Source organism: Streptomyces gelaticus (assembly GCF_014649535.1).
In the GTDB taxonomy this organism is placed as follows: domain Bacteria; phylum Actinomycetota; class Actinomycetes; order Streptomycetales; family Streptomycetaceae; genus Streptomyces; species Streptomyces gelaticus.
The window spans coordinates 160082-177664 of the sequence record NZ_BMTF01000015.1; the positions used below are offsets into that span (position 1 = coordinate 160082).

Genomic DNA, 17583 nt, shown 5'->3' on the forward strand with positions numbered 1-17583 from the left:
GAGCAAGCGTGTAGCTTGCCGGGTCAGGAAGGCCGGGGGGCCCGGTGTGCCGGTGCTACGGGGGTGTGCTCGATGGGCGTGCGGCTGATGGTGGTCGATGATCACAGACTGCTCGCCGAGGCGCTGGCCTCGGCACTGAAGCTGCGGGGCCATCGCGTCCTCGCGGCGGCCGCCCCGACCTCGGGCGCGGCGGAGCTGGTGGTCAGCAGGGCCCCGGAGGTCTGCCTGTTCGGCACCTCGGCGCCCGCCGAACCCGGCGCCTTCGACCCGATCGTACGGATTCGGCGCGAGCGCCCGCAGGTGGCCGTGGTGGTGCTCGGACCGGTGCCCAGCCCGCGCGGGATCGCGGCGGCCTTCGCGGCCGGCGCCGCGGGATACGTCCGCCACGACGAGCGCATGGAGGGCGTGGAACGGGCGATGATCAAGGCGCGCGCCGGAGAGGCGGCGGTGGCGCCGCAACTCCTCCAGGGTGCCTTCGCCGAACTGCTCAATCCCACCGCGGCCCCGGACGACGAGGGGCAGCGGCTGCTCCAGATGCTCACCCCGCGTGAGATCGAGGTCCTGGTGCGGGTCGCCGAGGGGGAGGACACCCGGCTGATCGCGGCCGGGATGCGGATCGCGCCGAGCACCGCGCGCACGCATGTGCAGCGGGTGCTGATGAAGCTGGGCGTCGGCTCCCGGCTGGAGGCAGCGGCACTCGCGGCCCGCACGGGGCTGCTGGACCGCGCGGCACCGGCCGACGGGCCGGCGCGGCCGACCCGCTGAGCCACCCCTCCCCTCCACTCCACACGCAACCGGACACCTGAACGCCGGACGAGCGACGGTCCATGCCGCCCGGCGGGGATCACTCGTTGACGCGTTTGTTGAGTTGTGGTTCATTGTGTTTGGTTATGTTTGGAGGAATCTGGTGAAGAAGACGGTCACGACGCTCGCCGACGGCCGGGAGCTGCTCTATTACGACAGCCGTGACGATGTCGTACGGGATGCCGTCGACCGGCGCCCCCTCGACGCCGTCTCGACCTCGTCCGAGATCCGCCGCGACCCCTTCCTCGGGGACAGCGTCGCCATCGCCTCGCACCGTCAGGGCCGCATCTACCACCCGCCGGCCGACGAGTGCCCGCTCTGCCCCTCGCGGGACGGGCGGCACAGCGAGATCCCCGAGGCCGACTACGACGTCGCCGTCTTCGAGAACCGCTTCCCCTCGCTCGCCGGTGACTCCGGCCGCTGCGAGGTCGTCTGTTTCACCTCCGACCACGACGCGTCCTTCGCCGACCTCACCGAGGAGCAGGCCGCCCTGGTCCTGGAGGCATGGACCGACCGCACCGCCGAACTTGCCGAACTCCCGCAGGTCAAGCAGGTGTTCTGCTTCGAGAACCGGGGCGCCGAGATCGGCGTCACGCTCGGCCACCCGCACGGCCAGATCTACGCGTACCCCTTCGTCACCCCGCGCACCGAGCTGATGTTCCGCTCCATGGCGGCCCACCGCGCCGAGACCGGCGGAAACCTCTTCGACGACGTGGTGGCCCGCGAGGAGGCGGACGGCTCCCGGATCGTCATCGACGGCGAGCACTGGGTCGCCTTCGTGCCGTACGCCGCGCACTGGCCGTACGAGGTCCACCTCCACCCCCGCCGCCGCGTCCCCGACCTGCGGGAGCTCGACGAGGCCGCGCGCACGGAGTTCCCACAGGTCTATCTGGAACTCTTGAGGCGATTCGACCGGATCTTCGGCCCCGGCGAGCCGCCGACCCCGTACATTTCGGCCTGGCACCAGGCCCCGTTCGGGGTCCCCGGGCGGGAGGACTTCGGGCTCCATCTGGAGCTTTTCACCATCCGACGTACCTCCGGCAAGCTGAAGTTCCTCGCGGGTTCCGAATCCGGCATGAACGTGTTCATCAACGATGTGCCGCCGGAGGCCGCGGCCCAGCGACTGCGAGAGGTAGCGAGCGAGTGAGCAAGCCCCAGAAGAAGTACCTGGTCACGGGCGGCGCGGGATACGTCGGCAGCGTGGTCGCCCAGCACCTGCTGGAGGCCGGGCACGCGGTCACCGTTCTCGACGACCTCTCGACCGGGTTCCGGGAGGGCGTCCCGGCCGGGGCCGAGTTCATCGAGGGCCGGATCCAGGACGCGGCGAAGTGGCTGGACCGCTCCTACGACGGGGTGCTGCACTTCGCCGCCTACTCCCAGGTCGGCGAGTCCGTCACCGACCCGGAGAAGTACTGGGTGAACAACGTCGGCGGGTCCGTCGCGCTGCTCGCCGCGATGCGCGACGCCGGCGTGCGCACCCTGGTCTTCTCCTCCACCGCCGCCACCTACGGCGAGCCGGCCACCACCCCCATCACCGAGTCCGACGCGACCGCGCCCACCAACCCCTACGGCGCCACCAAGCTCGCCGTCGACCACATGATCACCGGCGAGGCGGCCGCGCACGGACTGGCCGCTGTCTCGCTGCGCTACTTCAACGTGGCCGGTGCGTACGGCAGTTGCGGGGAGCGGCACAGCCCCGAATCGCACCTCATCCCGCTGGTCCTCCAGGTGGCACTCGGCCGGCGCGAGTCGATCTCGGTGTACGGCGACGACTACCCGACCCCCGACGGCACCTGCGTCCGCGACTACATCCATGTCGCCGACCTCGCCGAGGCCCACCTGCTGGCCCTGGACGCGGCCACCGCGGGCGAGCACCTGATCTGCAACCTCGGCAATGGCAACGGCTTCTCGGTGCGCGAGGTCATCGAGACCGTCCGCGAGGTCACCGGCCACCCCGTCCCGGAGACCGCGGCCCCCCGCCGCGCCGGTGACCCCGCCGTGCTGGTCGCCTCCGCCGCCACGGCCAGGGAGCGGCTCGGCTGGTCGCCGTCCCGCGCCGATCTCACCGGAATCGTCACCGACGCCTGGACGTTCGCCCGCCGAGAGGAGCCCACCGCCCCATGACCGAGAACAGTGAACTGACCGCCTCCTTCACCGAGCTGTACGGGCGTGCGCCCGAAGGTATCTGGGCGGCCCCCGGCCGGGTCAACCTGATCGGCGAGTACACCGACTTCAACGACGGCTTCGTGATGCCGCTCGCCCTGCCGCACACCGCACGCGCGGCCGTCGCCCGCCGCGCCGACGGCGAGCTGCGGCTCCACTCGACGGATGTGCCCGGCGGCGTCGTCCGGCTCCGGATCGACGAGCTGGCCCCGCAGCAGGGGCACGGCTGGGCGGCGTACCCGGCCGGGGTCGTCTGGGCGCTGCGCGAGGCCGGCCACCCGGTCACCGGCGCGGACATCCAGCTCACCTCCACCGTCCCCACCGGCGCGGGCCTGTCCTCCTCCGCCGCGCTGGAGGTCGTCACCGCGTTCGCCCTGAACGACCTCTTCGAACTCGGGCTCTCGGCACAGGAGTTGGCGGTTCTCGGCCAGCGCGCGGAGAACGCCTTCGTGGGTGTGCCGTGCGGGATCATGGACCAGATGGCCTCCGCCTGCTGCACCGAGGGCCACGCCCTCCACCTGGACACCCGCGACCTCACCATGCGCCAGGTCCCCTTCGACCTGGCCGCGGGCGGGCTGCGGCTGCTCGTGGTCGACACCCAGGTCAAGCACGCCCTCGGCGACGGCGCGTACGCGGAGCGGCGGGCCGGCTGCGAGGCGGGCGCGGCGGCGCTCGGCGTACGGACGCTGCGCGAGGTGCCGTACGACAGCCTCGGCGCGGCCCTGGACACCCTGGCCGGGTCCGGCGTCGACGAGTCCGTGGTGCGCTACGTACGCCATGTGGTCAGCGACAACCAGCGGGTCGAGCAGGTCATGGCCCTGCTCGACGCGGGTGACGTGCGGGCCGCGGGCCCGGTCCTCGACGCCGGGCACGCCTCGCTCCGCGACGATCTGCGGGTCTCCTGCCCGGAGCTGGACCTGGTGGTGTCGGCGGCGGTCGCGGCCGGGGCGCTCGGCGCGCGGATGACCGGAGGCGGATTCGGCGGCTCGGCGATCGTGCTGGTGGAGGAGGAGCAGGCGGACATGGTCGCCAAGTCCGTCCTGGAGGCGTTCGCCGCGGCGGGCCACGCGACACCGCGGATCTTCCCGGCCGTGCCCTCGGCGGGTGCCCGCAGGCTCGGCTGAGCCCCGTCGGCCCGGCGCGGTGCGCCGCTCTGCGCCCACTCCTGTCGCAGGACGGAACACGCACCACACCTCGGGGGCGGCCGGAGTCGGTCAGTTCTGCGAATTGCCTTCCGCCACGGCCCGTCGGCCGTACCCTGATGCACAGCACCGGTGGGGGCCGGTGCTGATTCAGGGGTACGAGACAGTCGGGTGCGGCGCCCGGGGCGGGTGGCGGCCGGGACACGGCGGCGGCCGTGGAACCGCGGTCCACCTCCTCGATCCGGGCGCCGCACTCGAACTGGCCGGTCCCTTTCGGAGGGCCGGGGGTGGCCCAGGAACAGACGCGGCATGGGGGTGCCTGTGGTTCGTATCCGGGTTCTCGTGGTGGACGACCACCGGATTTTCGCCGAGTCGCTCGCGGCGGCGCTCGCGGCCGAGCCGGACGTCGAGGTGTCGGCGACGGGCAGCGGCCCCGCCGCGTTACGGTGCCTGGAGCGGGCCGCCGCCGAAGGGCGCGGCTACGACGTGATGCTGGTCGATGCCGAACTGGGCATCCTGGGCACGGCGGTGGACCGCCGGGCGCCCGTCCCGGTCCCCAGCGGCGGGGAGAACGCCCCGGTGGACGGCATCTCCCTGGTGGCCGGGGTCCGTTCGGGCCGGCCGTCCGTGCGCACGGTCGTGCTCGCCGAGAAGGACGACCCGGTGCGGGCCGCGCTGGCACTGCAGGCCGGGGCCTGCGGCTGGGTCGCCAAGGACTGTTCGCTGCAACGGCTGCTCGCCGTCGTGCGGGGGGTGCTGCGGGACGAGACGCATCTGCCCCCGGCGCTGCTCACCGGCGTACTGCGGGAGCTGACGGCGGCGCGCAAGCACCGCACCGAGAGCGAGCAGCTGGTCGAGTCGCTGACCCCGCGCGAACGCGAGGTGCTGCGCTGCATGGTGGCGGGACTGGGCCGCAAGGCGGTGGCCGAACGGCTCTTCCTCTCCCCGCACACGGTCCGTACCCATATGCAGAACGTGCTGGGGAAGCTGGGCGTGCACTCCACCCTGGCCGCGGTCGCCCTGGCCCGCCGGGCGGGGGTCGGCCCGGTCGATCCGGCCCCGGTCCTAGCCGGGAGTGTTGTCGAACGGGGCGGTCAACTGGCGTAGCAGCCCGGCCAGTTCGCCCCGCTGCTGAGTGGAGAGCTCTCTCAGGATGGCGCGCTCCTGGGCGAGCAGGCCGGCCAGCGACTGGTCGGCCTTGTCCCGGCCCTCGGCGGTGAGCCGGACGAGCACACCGCGGCGGTCGCTGGGGTCGGGGAGACGCTCGACGAGGTTCTTCTTGGTCAGCCGGTCGATGCGGTTGGTCATCGTGCCGGAGGTGACCAGGGTCTGCGTGAGGAGCTGGCCGGGGGAGAGCTGGTAGGGGGCACCGGCGCGGCGCAGGGACGTCAGTACGTCGAACTCCCAGGGCTCCAGGTTGTGCTCGGAGAAAGCGATCCGGCGGGCCCGGTCCAGATGGCGGGCCAGGCGGGAGACGCGGCTGAGCACCTCGAGTGGTTCCACGTCGAGGTCGGGGCGCTCGCGGCGCCATGCAGCGACCAGTCGGTCGACCTCGTCCTCCATGTGGATCAGTGTAGAGGGTCTGTCGACATGAAGTCTCTTGAATTCAAGTGTCTTGACATCAAGATATATCTCCCGTGATCCTGACCCCATGACCACACCCACCTGGGACCCGCAGCAGTACCTGCGCCACGCCGACCACCGCACCCGTCCCTTCCTCGACCTCCTCGCCCGCATCCCCGGCCTCCCGGGCGCCCCCGCACCCCGCATCGCCGACCTCGGCTGCGGCGCGGGCAACGTCACCGTCCTGCTTGCCGACCGCTGGCCCGAGGCCCGGATCACCGGCTACGACAACTCCCCGCAGATGCTCGAACGGGCCCGCGCCCACGCCGGTCCCCACCTCGACTTCGCCGAGGCCGACGCCGCGACCTGGACCCCCGCCGAACGTCACGACCTGATCGTCTCCAACGCCCTGCTCCAGTGGGTCCCCGGCCACGTCGCCCGCTTCCCGGCCTGGCTGGACGCGATCACCCCCGGCGGCACCTTCGCCTTCCAGGTCCCCGGCAACTTCGACCAGCCCAGCCACGTACTCATGCGGGAACTCGCCGGCTCCCCGCGCTGGCGCGACCGCCTCGCCGGCCGGCTGCGCCACGCCGACGCGGTGCTCACCCCCACCGCCTACCTCGACGCGCTGACCGCCCCCGGCGTCACGGCGGACGTCTGGGAGACCACGTATCTGCACCTCCTGCACGGCCGGGACCCGGTCCTCGACTGGGTGAAGGGCACCGGCCTGCGCCCCGTCCTGACCGCCCTCGCCGACGACCCCGAGGCCCGCGGCGCCTTCCTCACCGAATACCGCCACCTGCTCCGCACCGCCTACCCCCAGGGCCCGCACGGCACGGTCTTCCCGTTCCGCCGCATCTTCGCCGTGGCCCGCAAGGAGAAGTGATGATCGCCGCTCTCGACCACGTCCAGCTCGCCGCCCCGGCAGGCTCCGAGGACGCCCTGCGCGCCTACTACGCCGACATCCTCGGCATGACGGAGCTCGCCAAACCCCCGGCCCTCGCGGTCCGCGGCGGCTGCTGGTTCCGGGCGGGCCCGGTCCAGCTCCACCTGGGCATCGAACAGGACTTCCGCCCGGCACAGAAGGCCCACCCCGGGCTGCGCGTCACGGACATCGATGCGTACGCGGCCCGGCTGGAGGCGCATGGCGCACCGGTGCAGTGGGACGGCGACCTGCCCGGGCACCGGCGCTTCTACAGCCACGACCCGGTGGGGAACCGGCTGGAGTTCCTGGAACCGGCCACCTGACGAGCAGCCGGGCTCAGCCGTACCAGGTGACGTTCAATCCACCGGTGATGTATTCCGCGCTGGGGTTGTAGTCCCACGTCCAGCCGCTCACCGCAGTCCGGCCTCCGCTTCCGCTGCCTCATGGATACGCCGTATCTCGGTGATCGCTTCGGTCGGGTCTTCTTCGCCCCCGCCCACGATTCGCTCCAGCGCATGCAGCCGGGCGGCTTGCCCGGGATGCCGCTCGATCGCCACGAACACGGCCCAGGAGTGGATGAACGCCCTCAGCGGAGCGAGGCTCTGTGTCTGCTGCGCGTTCGTCGTGGCCTCGAAAAGATGCTGAGTGAGCGCGGGAATGCGGCTGGGGGCGATCCGCGCGACCGCAGCCCGCAAGGCGTCGGGCGTGAGCTCAGGCATGGGGATCAGCGGTCCGTACGGGCTGTCGGGCTGTGCGCTCACGGTGACCTCCGGTGCGGGTGATTCGCCCTTCGTTCGTACGGTACCGGCAGCGGCACCAAGGGGATGTCCGCCCGATGCGGCCGACCGGGCGGAGCCTGTCCGTGTCCGGTGTCGACCTCGGCCCAGACGAGCAGACCGCCGCATACGCGCCGCTGGCCCCAGTCGGTGGCCAGGGCGTCGACGATCAGCAGCCCGCGTCCGTCCTCCCGGTCCGGCGATGGCGCGCCCGTCGCGGTCGCACGGCCCTGCCCCTCGTCGAGCACTCCGACGACGGCCGTCCGAGCGGCGCGGAACAGCGCAACGGTGATGGACCGGCTCGCACTGTGCTCCAGGGCGTTGGCGGCGAGTTCTCCGGTGATCAGTTCCAGAGCGTCCACTGTGTCCGACGGCAGACCCCAGGACCGGGCCGTCGTCGTTGCGTAACAGCGGGCCGCGCTCGCCGACGCGAGGGTTCCACCGGGTAAGGAGACGAGGCCCAGGGCCTGTGGAGTGGTGGCGCAGTGCGCGAGGGCGTTGTGGACGATTTCGATGAGCGGCGGCATGACCGCACCTCCTTCACCGGCCCTCATCGGTGTCCGGCGGGGTGAGGCGGGCGCCGCGGCTCTCGGCGACGCGCAGGGTGCCGCGCAACGCGTCAGTCAACTCGGCGCTCAGGAGCTGGAGTTCATAGGAGTTCAGGGCGGGGCCGGAGAGCGCGCCCTGTGCCTGATCGAGGAGCTTGCCCGCGAGACTGAGCTGCGCCTGCTCGACCCGGTCGGCGAGCCGGGACAACGGGCCGGTGCCGTCCGTGGAGAGAGGTAGCAGGGCTTCCCGTCCGCCCCGGCCCAGGGCAGCAGCCGGATCACCGGGCCACCTCGATGCCGTGGATGCGACGCGGGCCTACGTCGATGCCGTACGTTGCGAGCCAGAGTGCTCGGCGCCGTTGCCGTTGTTCGGCGTGGGGTCGACTGTGTGGGGCCAACAGGGTACGCAGCCAGGCGGCGAAGCGGGTGGCGAGGTTGGTCATGACCTCAATTCACTTTCCTGGGAGGGGTGGACGGGGCAGTTCGCGCAGACCTTCACGGTCCAGCCGAGACGTCCGCCATCGGGGCTGTGGGTGTACGCGTGGCCGCCGGGCCGGAGGGATTCGGTGCTGCCGCAACGGGCGCAGGCGAGTCCGGCGAGGCGGAGGCGGGTTTCGGGGGTGAGGGCGATCAGGTCGTGGACCTCCGTACGGAGGTCCGTGGGAGTGTCCGGTGCCATGGCCGCTCCTTACGGGGGCGTGTGGCGAGATATCGCTCAGTGTTACTGATCGGGTGCGTCGTGTTGTGGAACCGAGCATGGAACTTAGAAAGGTTTCTCAGCAAGTGGTCCAGCTATGTTTCATCAAGCTGGGTGAAAGTGGCATATGCCGCACCAGCAGGCGCGTGTAGAGTCCGAGCCGGAGAGGGGTGAATGACGCATGTCCGATGCTCGTCCGAACCTGATGCGCCGTAGGCTCGGCCTTGCGTTGCGCACGCTGCGCCAGCGTGCCGGGCTCAACCTTCCCGATGCGGTCCGGCGGTTGGGGCTCTCCGGCCCGTCCGCACTCAGCAAGATCGAGAACGGCAAGCAGTGGGTTCCGTCGGCAGCCCTGGACAAGTACTTCGATGCCTACGGTGTTGAGGACGCGCAGCGCATAGCTGAGATCAGAAAGCTGGCTTCCCTCGCGTCGTCGCCGCGCAGGACCAACCTGTTCAACCAATACCGCGACGCGGTCCGTGACCCTTTCGCCGACTATCTCGAACTCGAAGAGCTGGCTGCGCACGCGGACTGGTATGCGGTCCAGCTGATTCCCGGGCTCCTCCAGACCCCCGAGTACGCGCACGCGGTTGTGGATGGCAGCGGCAAGTGGCGGACCGCGCGAGAGGTGCGCACATTCGTCGAGTTGCGCATGAAGCGCCAGCAGGTCCTGCGCCGGGAGAACTCTCTGTCCCTGTGGTGTGTGCTGGATGAGGCCGCGTTGCGCAGGAAGATCGGCGGCCCTCAGATCATGGCTGGACAGTTCCATCATTTGTTGTCCATCACAGAGGAGTTGCCCGGGGTCGAGATCCAGGTCCTGCCGTTCAGCGCTGGCGTGCACGCAGGGATCGACGGGGCCTTCACGGTCTTCCGGTTCGACGCCGGCGATCCTCTGGCCGTGGTGGAGCCGCTGACAACCGCCCTCTATCTGGAGGAGGATGTTCACGTGGGGCGCTACGACGTCGCCTTCAACCACCTGCGCGCGCGAGCGCTGGACATCCCGGCGTCGCGCGACTTCATCAGCGAACTCATCAAGGAGGAAGCTTGACCGGCAAGGCTGGCCTGGGTGCGGCCAACTGGACCAAGAGCAGCTTTAGTTCAGGTGGAGACAATTGCGTTGAGGTGGCGTTCGCGGACGGTGTGACCGGCATCCGTGACTCGAAGGTTACGCAATGCCCCGTTCTCACCGTCACCGCCGACGCGTTCGCCGCGTTCCTCGACGGAGTTCAAGGCAGCGGACTGGACCGGACCGTCTGACACGACCGTCTCTGGGACGACACGAAGCGGGCCGCCCTGCCAGGGCGGCCCGCTTCGTTGAACGGGCTCAGTCTCGGGCGGCTGGGGGCGGCAGCTTCACGTCCAGAGACTTGGCCAGCGCGTCGATCTCCGAGACGCCGAGTGCAGCTCGACCGCGATCCCCTGGTCCAGCTCGCCTGGCCTCGCCTCAGCCGCCGAGGCGTCCATCAATCCGATATCGAGGTTGACGTCCTTGTTCGCCGTGAGCTTCGCGCCGTCGAAGACCTGGGCACCAGACCTGAGCTACCGGCCCCGATCGGCCGACTCGGCCTTCGAGCGCCTCACTCCTGCAGGGGAAGTAGCGCGGAGTACGCGCCCTCCGCCAACCTGCCCGGCGCTGTGCCCGCCGGGGCATGCGCGAGGAACGTATCGGCAGTACCCGAGTGCAGGACCCGGCCCCTGGAGAGCACAGAGACATGGTCGGCTTCCTCTGCCAGGTCTGCGACGTCATGGGTGGACATGAGCACGCTCACATCATCCGTTAGGTTCCGCAGTAGGTCTCGAAAGACCCGCCGCTGGCGAGGGTCCATGCCAGCGGTCGGCTCGTCGAGCAGCAGGACGCGGGCTTCGTGCACGAGGGCCGCAGCTACGCCGACTCGGCGCAACTGACCGCCAGAGAGGCTGGTCGTCCTGGTGTCGGCCTGGTCCGACAGTTCCACTCTTGCCAACGCGCGGCGGGCTGCCCGCCAGGCATCGCTGCGGTTCATGCCCTTCAACCAGCCGACATAGGCGACGTGCTCGCGAGCCGTCAGCCCCGGCATGGCGGTGATGTTCTGAGGCATCCATGCGACAGCCTGGCGGAAGGGCTTGGCTGTGCTGGGAAGGTCCCCGAAGGTGACACTGCCCCTCTTCGGGCGCACCACGGAGGCGGCGATTTTGAGCAGGGTGGACTTGCCCGCCCCATTTGGGCCCAGCAGGACCGTGAGCCCGGCTGGGAGGCGATAGCTGAAATCGTCCAGCACGGCCTGCTTGCGCCGACTGTATGCGTAGGTGCAGGAGGTCAGTTCAAGGGTCATGAGAGGTTCCTCGCGAAACGGAGCTGAACTGCGAGTCCAGCGGCGAACATCAGCGCGGCACCGGCCGCGGCGTGTGGCGCGCCGAGCGGCTCGGGGACGATGGTCCAGGGGTAGGGGTCGTTGCCGGCGCGGAAGCCGCAGAGGCACACCGTCAAGAGCCATGCCACGGGGAGAAGGACGCCAGGCTGCCCGAGCAGTGGACGAGTGATCAGCATCAAGCCCGCCAGGAAGAGGGTGTTTCGCCCAACCGCAGCAGTGACCGAGTCATCAAACGCTGCGCCCACGATTGCACTTGCGGCAGCGGCTGCTCCAACGGTAGCGATCACCAGCGCCCCGTCCAGGTATCTGATGGGGCGTACGCCTGTGCTCTCCGCGGCATCCAGGCGCGAATCGAGACATAGTGCCAGGCCGGACAAGAGCGGGATCGGAATGAAGAGGCTAAGGGCGACCTGGGTTGATCCGCCGGTGAGGGAGGGAAGCACCACGGACCCGCTCCGGAAGGTGATCAATAGCACCACGTACGCGCCGAACGCGATCGGCACAACGGTATGGGCGCGGCGCGCCTTGATCCACCACGTCATGAGCCCTGTCCGCATCCGGCCGCCAGTGTCCGGCTGAGCCACTTTCCTTGTTCGGCAGGGGAGGACGCCAGCACCTTTCGCACCTTGCTGCGCACTGCCTTCTCCTGGGGGAAGGCTCCTCTATCTGTCATGTGCTGGTTGTAGGTGCCCTGTTCGCCCGTCACGGTGGCTGCCCACAGCATCGCCGCGTTCCCTTGGGCAGGATCGACGCGCGCGCAGGGGAAGCGCACGGCCGCTCGGGTGAGTTGATACCGCAAGTCCCCCTGCCGGATCGAGTTCGTGAGGCCTACTCTCCAGGTCGTTTCTGTTGAGGGCAGGGGGTATCGGCCGTCCGCCATCCGGTCTACGACCAGTTGAGGGTTTTCCGTGAATCCAGCCGCATGCAGGTTGGACAGGACGGAAGCCGCTTCCTTAGCGACCGCGGCGGGATCGGCCGAACTCGCCTGAGGTATGCACACCCTCGGCGCCTTTCCTGCGCAGCTCATGGCGGCCTGCCCGGCCAGCAGGGGTGGGTTCGGCCCCCAGTCCTGCACGGACTGGACGGCGAGAACAGGGCAAAGTACCGCTGTCGCGGCAGCGAGAGCTGCCCGGATCGCCTTGGGGCGAAGCGGCAGCCACAGGGCAGCCACTCCCGCCGCGATGCCTCCTGTGAACAAAAGATGGGGCGCGAAGGAGCCGTAGCTGGCCAGCTCACCGAACATGAGTGAGGTGGGGTACTGCCCGGACACGTGGCGGACCCAGAAGGCATCGGTCGACCACGAGAACGCGACCAGTACCCAGACCAGTGCCGCCATGATGGGGGCGGCTACGGCGCGCGGGACGAACAGCCCTATGGCAAAGCCGATGACGGCGTGCGCGACACACAGACCCATGGCCATGAGCAGAGGTCCGAGACTGGCCGGGGTCGGAAGCGCTGCCGCGCTTCCGAGGGCGAGCGAAACGGGCAACACCAGCATGATCCAAGCGCAACCCACCACCGGAACAAGGCAATTCCATGCCACGCGGTAGCGGGAACGGAAGGGTGCCAGATCCCAGATTCCTGCCCCTCTCAGGCGTCCGCTTTCCCATACGGCCAGGGCGGCGGTGAGAGCGTATGCCACCGCATAGGTGGTACCCAGAGCAGACGACACGAGTGCTGGAGCATATCCGAAGGCGCCTCGGGAAGCCCCATTGCCGTAGTAATAAAGAAGTGACAGCGCGATGGCGAATGGAGCTGCCAATTTCACACTGCTGACGCGCAAACTTGTTCTTATGTGCACGCGAATCTTTCTGGAAAATGAATATGCGACAGGGGCGCGCTCGCACGGGAAGCGCGCCCCTATACCCCTAGGTCTCGCGGAGTCGGTCAGTCAGCCTGAGTGGTGTCGACGGCCACCACTCGTACCCAAAGGAGTCCACCGTCAGTGTCCTGCAGCCTGAAATAGTAGTTGTCAGTGGGGAGGCCCGTCCACTCGCCAGCACTAACGGAATCGTCGCCGTTGAAGCAATTGGTGAATGTCTTGGTGCCGTGGTTATTATCGGGCGTGAAGGCGTTGTCTTCCCAGAGTGCCACCTTTGTGAACTTGCCGATCGCATTCTGTTGTGTGCAGTCCTTGAATCTGACCTCGCTGTAGCTTTCGTCGTCCCAGCGCTGCGATTCAAACCCGGTGGCCGCACTGCCGATCGAGGACTGCCAATTTGCAAGAGCTTGAGGCGCCATGGCTATCACCAGCGCAGAAGCGATTCCGGAAACGGCGGCCACGTTGCGCTTTGTGAATGTTGACAACATTACTCCTGGTGAAGAATTAAGTCGAAATCGAACTTCCTTAGAATAAGCATCCATTGTGTATGCGTCAAGAGGTGATATGTCTCTGTATTGGCGATTGGGGCATTTTCATGTGTGACGTGACGCAAATCGGCATACAGGTCGAAACGGAGGTAAATAATCTCTCGAATTCAAGGCCGTGTCCTATTTGGTGGGTCGAACGAGTCGTTTGTAGCAGCAGAGGGCTGCGGCGAGGTCGAGGAAGGCCAGGCAGGGTAGTTGCGTGGGCGGCGTTCGTAGCATTGATTGAGTCTGCGGTAGCTGGTCAGTCGGGCGTTGGGTCCGCTCAATGACCCATCGGCGGAGCCCTGACCGTTCGCCGGACTCGATGCCTTTGCGGGTGATGCAGACACCGATGCGTTTGCCGCGTAACCATTTCTGCAGGTGAGGGATTTTTCGTACGTCTTGTTGGCGTGCGGGGCGTCGGGATTGAAGTGGCGGCCATTGGGGTGTGACTCGTTTGGTGACTGGCCACCATGGGCTTCAGCCCTTCGTTTTCGTGGGTGCTGGCGGCCGAGGCGACAACGACCAGAGGCAGTCCTTTCGCGTCCGACAAGACGTGCATTTTGAAGCCCGGCTCGCCGCGGTCCACGGGACTCGGACCTGTGAGACCGCTTTGAGATCTGGTCGTCGTGGGACGATCGATCGGTGACGCACCACTTGAATCGCGCCCGGTCCCTTGAAGAGCTTGAACGCGCCTGCTGGCCGGATCCGTCAGCCGACGACACTCGTCTTGTCACTACTGCTCACGCCTTGCGGCGTCGGCCGATCGGCGAGCTGACCGTCGAGGACATGCGCTTGTTGATCGGGCAGCACATAGGCCTGCCCTACCTCCTGCCACTGGCGCTGGAGGTACTGCGGGAGAACCCGATGGCAGAGGGGCACATGTACGAAGGTGATCTGCTGTCCGCGGTCCTCACCAGGAACCCATCGGTATGGGCCGAGTTTCCCGAACTCAGCCGAGAACTGAGCGAGATCGTCTCGAAGTTGGCTGGCCTACCCCCTGACCTGCAACAGAAGGTTGAGCACTTCCTGGCTCCATAGAGCGCTGCCGCAGGAGGTTCCCCGTGGAAGGGACAGCCGGCGTATCTACGGAACGTCTCGCAGGAGCAAGCGCGGGCCGGGACGCGTCGCTGGTTGGCCACGGGTGAGTCGGCGGACCATGATGCCGATCATTGCCCAGCGGATCATGGTCTCTGAGTGAGCGGGGCTGGTCTCGTAGTCACGCGCAAGGCGGCGGTGGGAGGTGAGCCACGAGAAGGTGCGCTCGACGGCCCATCTCTTGGGCTGGACCTGGAAACCACGCTGGTCCGGGGCCTTGCGCACGATCTCCAGCTCACGGCCGAGGATCGTGCGTGACCACTCCACGAGGCGGCCTGCGAAGCCTTGGTCCGCCCAGATCTTCTGCACGCCCGGATGGTCCAGGCGGGTCCACAGCAACGAACGCTTCGCGCCGTCGCGGTCCTGGATGTTCGCCGCGACCACGTGAACCGCCAGCAGCAGGCCCAGGGTGTCCGTGACGATGAACCGCTTGCGACCTTTCACCTTCTTGCCCGCGTCGAAGCCGCGGGTGCCAGCGGGGACAGTGTCGGCCGTGCGCACGGACTGCGAGTCGATCAGCCCGGCGCTCGGCTCCGCGTTACGGCCGTCAGCCTCACGAACCCGGCCGCGCAACGTGTCGTGGACCCGCTCAATAGTTCCGTCGTCGTGCCACCAGGTGAAGTACCAGTACACCGTGGGCCAGGGCGGAAAGTCCTTCGGCAGCTGACGCCAGGCACACCCGGTCCGCACCACATAAAAGATCGCGTCCACGATCCGCCGACGTGGGTGCGTCTCCCGCCGCCCGCCCTTCGGCCCGACCCTCGCCGCCGGTAATAGCGGCTCGACCAGAGCCCACTGCTCATCCGCCAGATCCGACGGATACCCGCCCCCAGAGCCACTCACGTATGGCTCAACGACCCCTGCCACCCCGGGACACGGCAGATCTCAAACGCGGTCTGAGTTCGCCTCCTTCTTTACAGCGCACGTGGGCGGAGCCGAGGACGACGCGGGAAACGTCGAGCAGGCCGGCGGGAGTGTCCTGGGTTCCGCCACCCTACGGCCGCACCTTTCGACGGCGGGATCAACGGCTTCGCGATCTCCCACAGCCCGTCGCCTCGCCGGCGGGGTGGGGGCAGGATTCCGGTCCGGCATTGCGCCCGCTGTGACCAGCGCGACCGCCGTCCGGTTCATGCCGGAGGTCAGAGCCAGGCCGGTGGCCAACTCTGCGAGGGGGCGGCCGACCGCCTGCGTGCCATCGGGTCTTCGTCTGGTGCCGCCGCCGAGACGCAGGCATGCTTCGGGTGCTCCCGAGGAGCGCGATGCCTGCCGATCCGACCGATCGGGCCGGTCCTCAACGGCCCCCCGTTCAGCTCTTGCGGTGCCCCACCAGCCGGGGCTTCGACTCCAGGTTCTCCAGGCCGTGCCAGGCCAGATTCACCAGGTGGGCGGCGACCTCCGACTTCTTCGGCTTGCGGGCGTTGACCCACCACTGGCCGGTCAGGGCGACCATGCCGACCAGCGCCTGCGCGTACAGCGGGGCCAGCTTCGGGTCGAAGCCGCGGGCCTTGAACTCCAGGCCCAGGATGTCCTCCACCTGGGTGGCGATATCGCTGATCAAGGAGGCGAAGGTGCCCGTCGACTGGGCCACGGGGGAGTCGCGGACCAGGATGCGGAAGCCGTCCGTGTACGTCTCGATGTAGTCGAGCAGGGCGAACGCCGCCTGCTCCAGGAGCTCGCGGGGGTGGCCGGCGGTCAGCGCGCTGGTGACCATGTCGAGGAGCTGGCGCATCTCGCGGTCGACCACGACGGCGTACAGCCCCTCCTTGCCGCCGAAGTGCTCGTACACGACCGGCTTGGAGACACCGGCACGGGACGCGATCTCCTCGACCGAGGTGCCCTCGAAACCCTTGTCGGCGAAGAGCGTGCGACCGATGTCCAGCAACTGTTCGCGGCGTTCCTTGCCCGTCATCCGCACCCGGCGGGTACGCCGGGTGGAGGAGGGACGGTTTTTCTCGCTGCTGGTGCTGGAGTCGGTCGCCACGTCGTCAATCATGCCGCGTCGGCGCGCTCGGGGTCGCGCCGGGAGCCGATACGGCGCGACTCGATCCGTGCGGAGTCCGGCCAGCGCACGTCGTACGCCCAGCCCAGCTTCTCGAACCAGCGGATCAACCGGGCGCTCGAATCGACCTGACCGCGCATCACACCGTGCCGGGCGCTCGTCGGATCGGCGTGGTGCAGGTTGTGCCACGACTCCCCGCAGGACAGGATCGCGAGCCACCACACGTTCCCGGACCGGTCGCGCGACTTGAAGGGCCGCTTGCCGACCGCGTGGCAGATCGAGTTGATCGACCAGGTGACGTGGTGCAGCAGGGCCACCCGGACCAGCGAACCCCAGAAGAAGGCCGTCGCCGCACCCCACCACGACATCGTCACCAGACCACCGACCAGCGGCGGAAACAGCAGGGACACGGCCGTGAAGGTCATGAAGTGGCGGGAGACGCCGCGGAGCGCCGGGTCCTTGATCAGATCGGGGGCGTACTTCTGCTGCGGAGTCTGCTCCTGGTCGAACATCCAGCCGATGTGGGCCCACCACAGGCCCTTCATCAGGGCGGGCAGACTCTCACCGAAGCGCCACGGCGAGTGCGGGTCGCCCTCCGCGTCGGAAAAGCGGTGGTGCTTGCGGTGGTCGGCCACCCAGCGCACCAGCGGACCCTCCACGGCCAGCGAACCGGCCACGGCGAGAGCGATGCGCAGTGGGCGCTTCGCCTTGAAGGAGCCATGGGTGAAGTAGCGGTGGAAGCCGATCGTGATGCCGTGGCAGCCGATGAAGTACATCGTCACGAGCAGACCCAGATCCAGCGGGCTCACCCCGCGGCCCCAGGCCAGCGGCACCGCCGCGACCAGCGCCACGAACGGCACCACGATGAACAGCAGAAGGGCGAGCTGCTCGACCGACCGCTTCTTGTCCCCGCCGAGCGTGGCGGAGGGAAGGGCCTGACTGTCGGCCGTCGATGGCCGGGCGTCGTCGATCGCGGCGGGGCTGGTGTTCATGGGGGGTCCCCTGGGGATGAGAAATACGACGGAGAGCTCTGGCTACGGTTCCGTAACCTACGGCGACGTAAGTATGGCAGCGCCCGGGCCCGCCGCACGAGAGCGCGACGGGCCGCCGATGACGGGAAACCCGATCGGGCCGCGAGCGGCGCCGACGGAGTGGACACCTATCCTGG

General features: G+C 68.6%; 23 protein-coding genes and 1 pseudogene. 10 read left to right on the top strand and 14 right to left on the bottom strand.

Features of this window, described 5'->3' with window-relative positions; genetic code table 11:
- Positions 1 to 72: 72 nt before the first annotated feature.
- From IE107_RS21835 to IE107_RS21855, 5 genes are all read left to right on the top strand, one after another.
- Positions 73 to 765: a helix-turn-helix transcriptional regulator gene (locus IE107_RS21835; protein ID WP_189545527.1), complete on the top strand. Its 693-nt coding sequence runs from the start codon at positions 73 to 75 to the stop codon at positions 763 to 765.
- A gap of 142 nt (positions 766 to 907) precedes the next feature.
- The gene (galT, locus tag IE107_RS21840; protein ID WP_189545528.1) at positions 908 to 1951 is read left to right on the top strand and encodes a galactose-1-phosphate uridylyltransferase; all 1044 of its coding nucleotides are present in this window, start codon (positions 908 to 910) and stop codon (positions 1949 to 1951) included.
- Positions 1948 to 2928 (top strand): UDP-glucose 4-epimerase GalE, encoded by a 981-nt coding sequence (gene galE, locus IE107_RS21845; protein WP_189545529.1) that lies wholly within the window; start codon positions 1948 to 1950, stop codon positions 2926 to 2928. The genes galT and galE overlap by 4 nt, the downstream gene beginning before the upstream one ends.
- Positions 2925 to 4091 (top strand): galactokinase, encoded by a 1167-nt coding sequence (gene galK, locus IE107_RS21850; protein ID WP_189545530.1) that lies wholly within the window; start codon positions 2925 to 2927, stop codon positions 4089 to 4091. The genes galE and galK overlap by 4 nt, the downstream gene beginning before the upstream one ends.
- A gap of 327 nt (positions 4092 to 4418) precedes the next feature.
- On the top strand, positions 4419 to 5216 hold the full coding sequence (locus IE107_RS21855; protein WP_189545531.1) for a response regulator transcription factor: 798 nt from the start codon (positions 4419 to 4421) through the stop codon (positions 5214 to 5216).
- Here the strand turns inward: IE107_RS21855 and IE107_RS21860 are convergent.
- Positions 5175 to 5672, bottom strand: a complete 498-nt coding sequence (locus IE107_RS21860; RefSeq protein ID WP_189545532.1) for a MarR family winged helix-turn-helix transcriptional regulator — start codon at positions 5670 to 5672, stop codon at positions 5175 to 5177. The two genes, IE107_RS21855 and IE107_RS21860, sit on opposite strands and share 42 nt — an antisense overlap.
- Positions 5673 to 5760: 88 nt before the next feature.
- On the opposite strand from IE107_RS21860, the gene IE107_RS21865 reads away from it, so the two are divergent.
- Together IE107_RS21865 and IE107_RS21870 are read left to right on the top strand one after the other, a co-directional pair.
- Entirely contained in the window at positions 5761 to 6558 is a 798-nt protein-coding gene (locus IE107_RS21865; protein ID WP_189545533.1) for a trans-aconitate 2-methyltransferase, read from the top strand.
- On the top strand, positions 6558 to 6920 hold the full coding sequence (locus IE107_RS21870) for a VOC family protein (protein ID WP_189545534.1): 363 nt from the start codon (positions 6558 to 6560) through the stop codon (positions 6918 to 6920). The genes IE107_RS21865 and IE107_RS21870 overlap by 1 nt, the downstream gene beginning before the upstream one ends.
- Positions 6921 to 7007: 87 nt before the next feature.
- Here IE107_RS21870 and IE107_RS21875 read toward each other — a convergent pair whose 3' ends face one another.
- From IE107_RS21875 to IE107_RS21895, 5 genes are all read right to left on the bottom strand, one after another.
- Complete coding sequence (locus IE107_RS21875; RefSeq protein ID WP_189545535.1) at positions 7008 to 7358, bottom strand: DUF6247 family protein; 351 nt, start codon at positions 7356 to 7358, stop codon at positions 7008 to 7010.
- On the bottom strand, positions 7355 to 7900 hold the full coding sequence (locus tag IE107_RS21880) for an ATP-binding protein (protein ID WP_189545536.1): 546 nt from the start codon (positions 7898 to 7900) through the stop codon (positions 7355 to 7357). The genes IE107_RS21875 and IE107_RS21880 overlap by 4 nt, the downstream gene beginning before the upstream one ends.
- Before the next feature lie 13 nt (positions 7901 to 7913).
- On the bottom strand, positions 7914 to 8129 hold the full coding sequence (locus IE107_RS21885) for a hypothetical protein (RefSeq protein ID WP_308434248.1): 216 nt from the start codon (positions 8127 to 8129) through the stop codon (positions 7914 to 7916).
- Positions 8130 to 8199: 70 nt separating this feature from the next.
- On the bottom strand, positions 8200 to 8364 hold the full coding sequence (locus tag IE107_RS21890) for a hypothetical protein (RefSeq protein WP_189545571.1): 165 nt from the start codon (positions 8362 to 8364) through the stop codon (positions 8200 to 8202).
- A complete protein-coding gene (locus IE107_RS21895; RefSeq protein ID WP_189545537.1) occupies positions 8361 to 8600 on the bottom strand; it encodes a hypothetical protein in 240 nt (79 codons plus the stop codon). The genes IE107_RS21890 and IE107_RS21895 overlap by 4 nt, the downstream gene beginning before the upstream one ends.
- A gap of 199 nt (positions 8601 to 8799) precedes the next feature.
- On the opposite strand from IE107_RS21895, the gene IE107_RS21900 reads away from it, so the two are divergent.
- Positions 8800 to 9666 (top strand): helix-turn-helix domain-containing protein, encoded by an 867-nt coding sequence (locus IE107_RS21900; protein ID WP_189545538.1) that lies wholly within the window; start codon positions 8800 to 8802, stop codon positions 9664 to 9666.
- The gene (locus IE107_RS21905; protein WP_229867151.1) at positions 9663 to 9875 is read left to right on the top strand and encodes a DUF397 domain-containing protein; all 213 of its coding nucleotides are present in this window, start codon (positions 9663 to 9665) and stop codon (positions 9873 to 9875) included. The genes IE107_RS21900 and IE107_RS21905 overlap by 4 nt, the downstream gene beginning before the upstream one ends.
- 320 nt (positions 9876 to 10195) lie before the next feature.
- On the opposite strand, the gene IE107_RS21910 is transcribed toward IE107_RS21905, so the two are convergent.
- The 5 genes and pseudogenes from IE107_RS21910 to IE107_RS21930 all read right to left on the bottom strand — a co-directional run.
- Positions 10196 to 10930, bottom strand: a complete 735-nt coding sequence (locus tag IE107_RS21910) for an ATP-binding cassette domain-containing protein (RefSeq protein ID WP_189545539.1) — start codon at positions 10928 to 10930, stop codon at positions 10196 to 10198.
- Positions 10927 to 11511: a hypothetical protein gene (locus IE107_RS21915; protein ID WP_189545540.1), complete on the bottom strand. Its 585-nt coding sequence runs from the start codon at positions 11509 to 11511 to the stop codon at positions 10927 to 10929. The genes IE107_RS21910 and IE107_RS21915 overlap by 4 nt, the downstream gene beginning before the upstream one ends.
- A complete protein-coding gene (locus IE107_RS21920; RefSeq protein WP_189545541.1) occupies positions 11508 to 12467 on the bottom strand; it encodes a DUF7224 domain-containing protein in 960 nt (319 codons plus the stop codon). The genes IE107_RS21915 and IE107_RS21920 overlap by 4 nt, the downstream gene beginning before the upstream one ends.
- Before the next feature lie 389 nt (positions 12468 to 12856).
- Positions 12857 to 13252 carry a hypothetical protein gene (locus IE107_RS21925; RefSeq protein ID WP_189545542.1) on the bottom strand — a complete coding sequence of 132 codons (396 nt, stop codon included), beginning with the start codon at positions 13250 to 13252 and terminating at the stop codon, positions 12857 to 12859.
- Positions 13253 to 13459: 207 nt separating this feature from the next.
- A pseudogene (locus IE107_RS21930) lies at positions 13460 to 13922 on the bottom strand (transposase); the annotation flags it as partial.
- Between the two features lie 41 nt (positions 13923 to 13963).
- Here IE107_RS21930 and IE107_RS21935 point away from each other — a divergent pair.
- Positions 13964 to 14359 (top strand): contact-dependent growth inhibition system immunity protein, encoded by a 396-nt coding sequence (locus tag IE107_RS21935; protein WP_229867152.1) that lies wholly within the window; start codon positions 13964 to 13966, stop codon positions 14357 to 14359.
- 45 nt (positions 14360 to 14404) lie between these two features.
- Here the strand turns inward: IE107_RS21935 and IE107_RS21940 are convergent, their stop codons facing one another.
- The 3 genes from IE107_RS21940 to IE107_RS21950 all read right to left on the bottom strand — a co-directional run bounded on the left by IE107_RS21940 (position 14405) and on the right by IE107_RS21950 (position 17407).
- A complete protein-coding gene (locus tag IE107_RS21940) occupies positions 14405 to 15259 on the bottom strand; it encodes an IS5 family transposase (RefSeq protein WP_189545543.1) in 855 nt (284 codons plus the stop codon).
- 463 nt (positions 15260 to 15722) lie between these two features.
- Complete coding sequence (locus tag IE107_RS21945) at positions 15723 to 16409, bottom strand: TetR/AcrR family transcriptional regulator (RefSeq protein WP_189545544.1); 687 nt, start codon at positions 16407 to 16409, stop codon at positions 15723 to 15725.
- On the bottom strand, positions 16406 to 17407 hold the full coding sequence (locus IE107_RS21950; RefSeq protein ID WP_189545545.1) for an acyl-CoA desaturase: 1002 nt from the start codon (positions 17405 to 17407) through the stop codon (positions 16406 to 16408). The genes IE107_RS21945 and IE107_RS21950 overlap by 4 nt, the downstream gene beginning before the upstream one ends.
- Positions 17408 to 17583: the final 176 nt, after the last annotated feature.

What these genes read in the sequence shown, in the direction of transcription:
- IE107_RS21835 (WP_189545527.1), top strand. Translation starts at nt 73, where the DNA reads ATGGGCGTGCGGCTGATGGTGGTCGATGATCACAGACTGCTCGCCGAG.
- galK (WP_189545530.1), top strand. Translation starts at nt 2,925, where the DNA reads ATGACCGAGAACAGTGAACTGACCGCCTCCTTCACCGAGCTGTACGGG.
- IE107_RS21855 (WP_189545531.1), top strand. Translation starts at nt 4,419, where the DNA reads ATGGGGGTGCCTGTGGTTCGTATCCGGGTTCTCGTGGTGGACGACCAC.
- IE107_RS21860 (WP_189545532.1), bottom strand. Translation starts at nt 5,672, where the DNA reads ATGGAGGACGAGGTCGACCGACTGGTCGCTGCATGGCGCCGCGAGCGC.
- IE107_RS21865 (WP_189545533.1), top strand. Translation starts at nt 5,761, where the DNA reads ATGACCACACCCACCTGGGACCCGCAGCAGTACCTGCGCCACGCCGAC.
- IE107_RS21870 (WP_189545534.1), top strand. Translation starts at nt 6,558, where the DNA reads ATGATCGCCGCTCTCGACCACGTCCAGCTCGCCGCCCCGGCAGGCTCC.
- IE107_RS21880 (WP_189545536.1), bottom strand. Translation starts at nt 7,900, where the DNA reads ATGCCGCCGCTCATCGAAATCGTCCACAACGCCCTCGCGCACTGCGCC.
- IE107_RS21890 (WP_189545571.1), bottom strand. Translation starts at nt 8,364, where the DNA reads ATGACCAACCTCGCCACCCGCTTCGCCGCCTGGCTGCGTACCCTGTTG.
- IE107_RS21895 (WP_189545537.1), bottom strand. Translation starts at nt 8,600, where the DNA reads ATGGCACCGGACACTCCCACGGACCTCCGTACGGAGGTCCACGACCTG.
- IE107_RS21900 (WP_189545538.1), top strand. Translation starts at nt 8,800, where the DNA reads ATGTCCGATGCTCGTCCGAACCTGATGCGCCGTAGGCTCGGCCTTGCG.
- IE107_RS21910 (WP_189545539.1), bottom strand. Translation starts at nt 10,930, where the DNA reads ATGACCCTTGAACTGACCTCCTGCACCTACGCATACAGTCGGCGCAAG.
- IE107_RS21915 (WP_189545540.1), bottom strand. Translation starts at nt 11,511, where the DNA reads ATGACGTGGTGGATCAAGGCGCGCCGCGCCCATACCGTTGTGCCGATC.
- IE107_RS21920 (WP_189545541.1), bottom strand. Translation starts at nt 12,467, where the DNA reads ATGCTGGTGTTGCCCGTTTCGCTCGCCCTCGGAAGCGCGGCAGCGCTT.
- IE107_RS21945 (WP_189545544.1), bottom strand. Translation starts at nt 16,409, where the DNA reads ATGATTGACGACGTGGCGACCGACTCCAGCACCAGCAGCGAGAAAAAC.
- IE107_RS21950 (WP_189545545.1), bottom strand. Translation starts at nt 17,407, where the DNA reads ATGAACACCAGCCCCGCCGCGATCGACGACGCCCGGCCATCGACGGCC.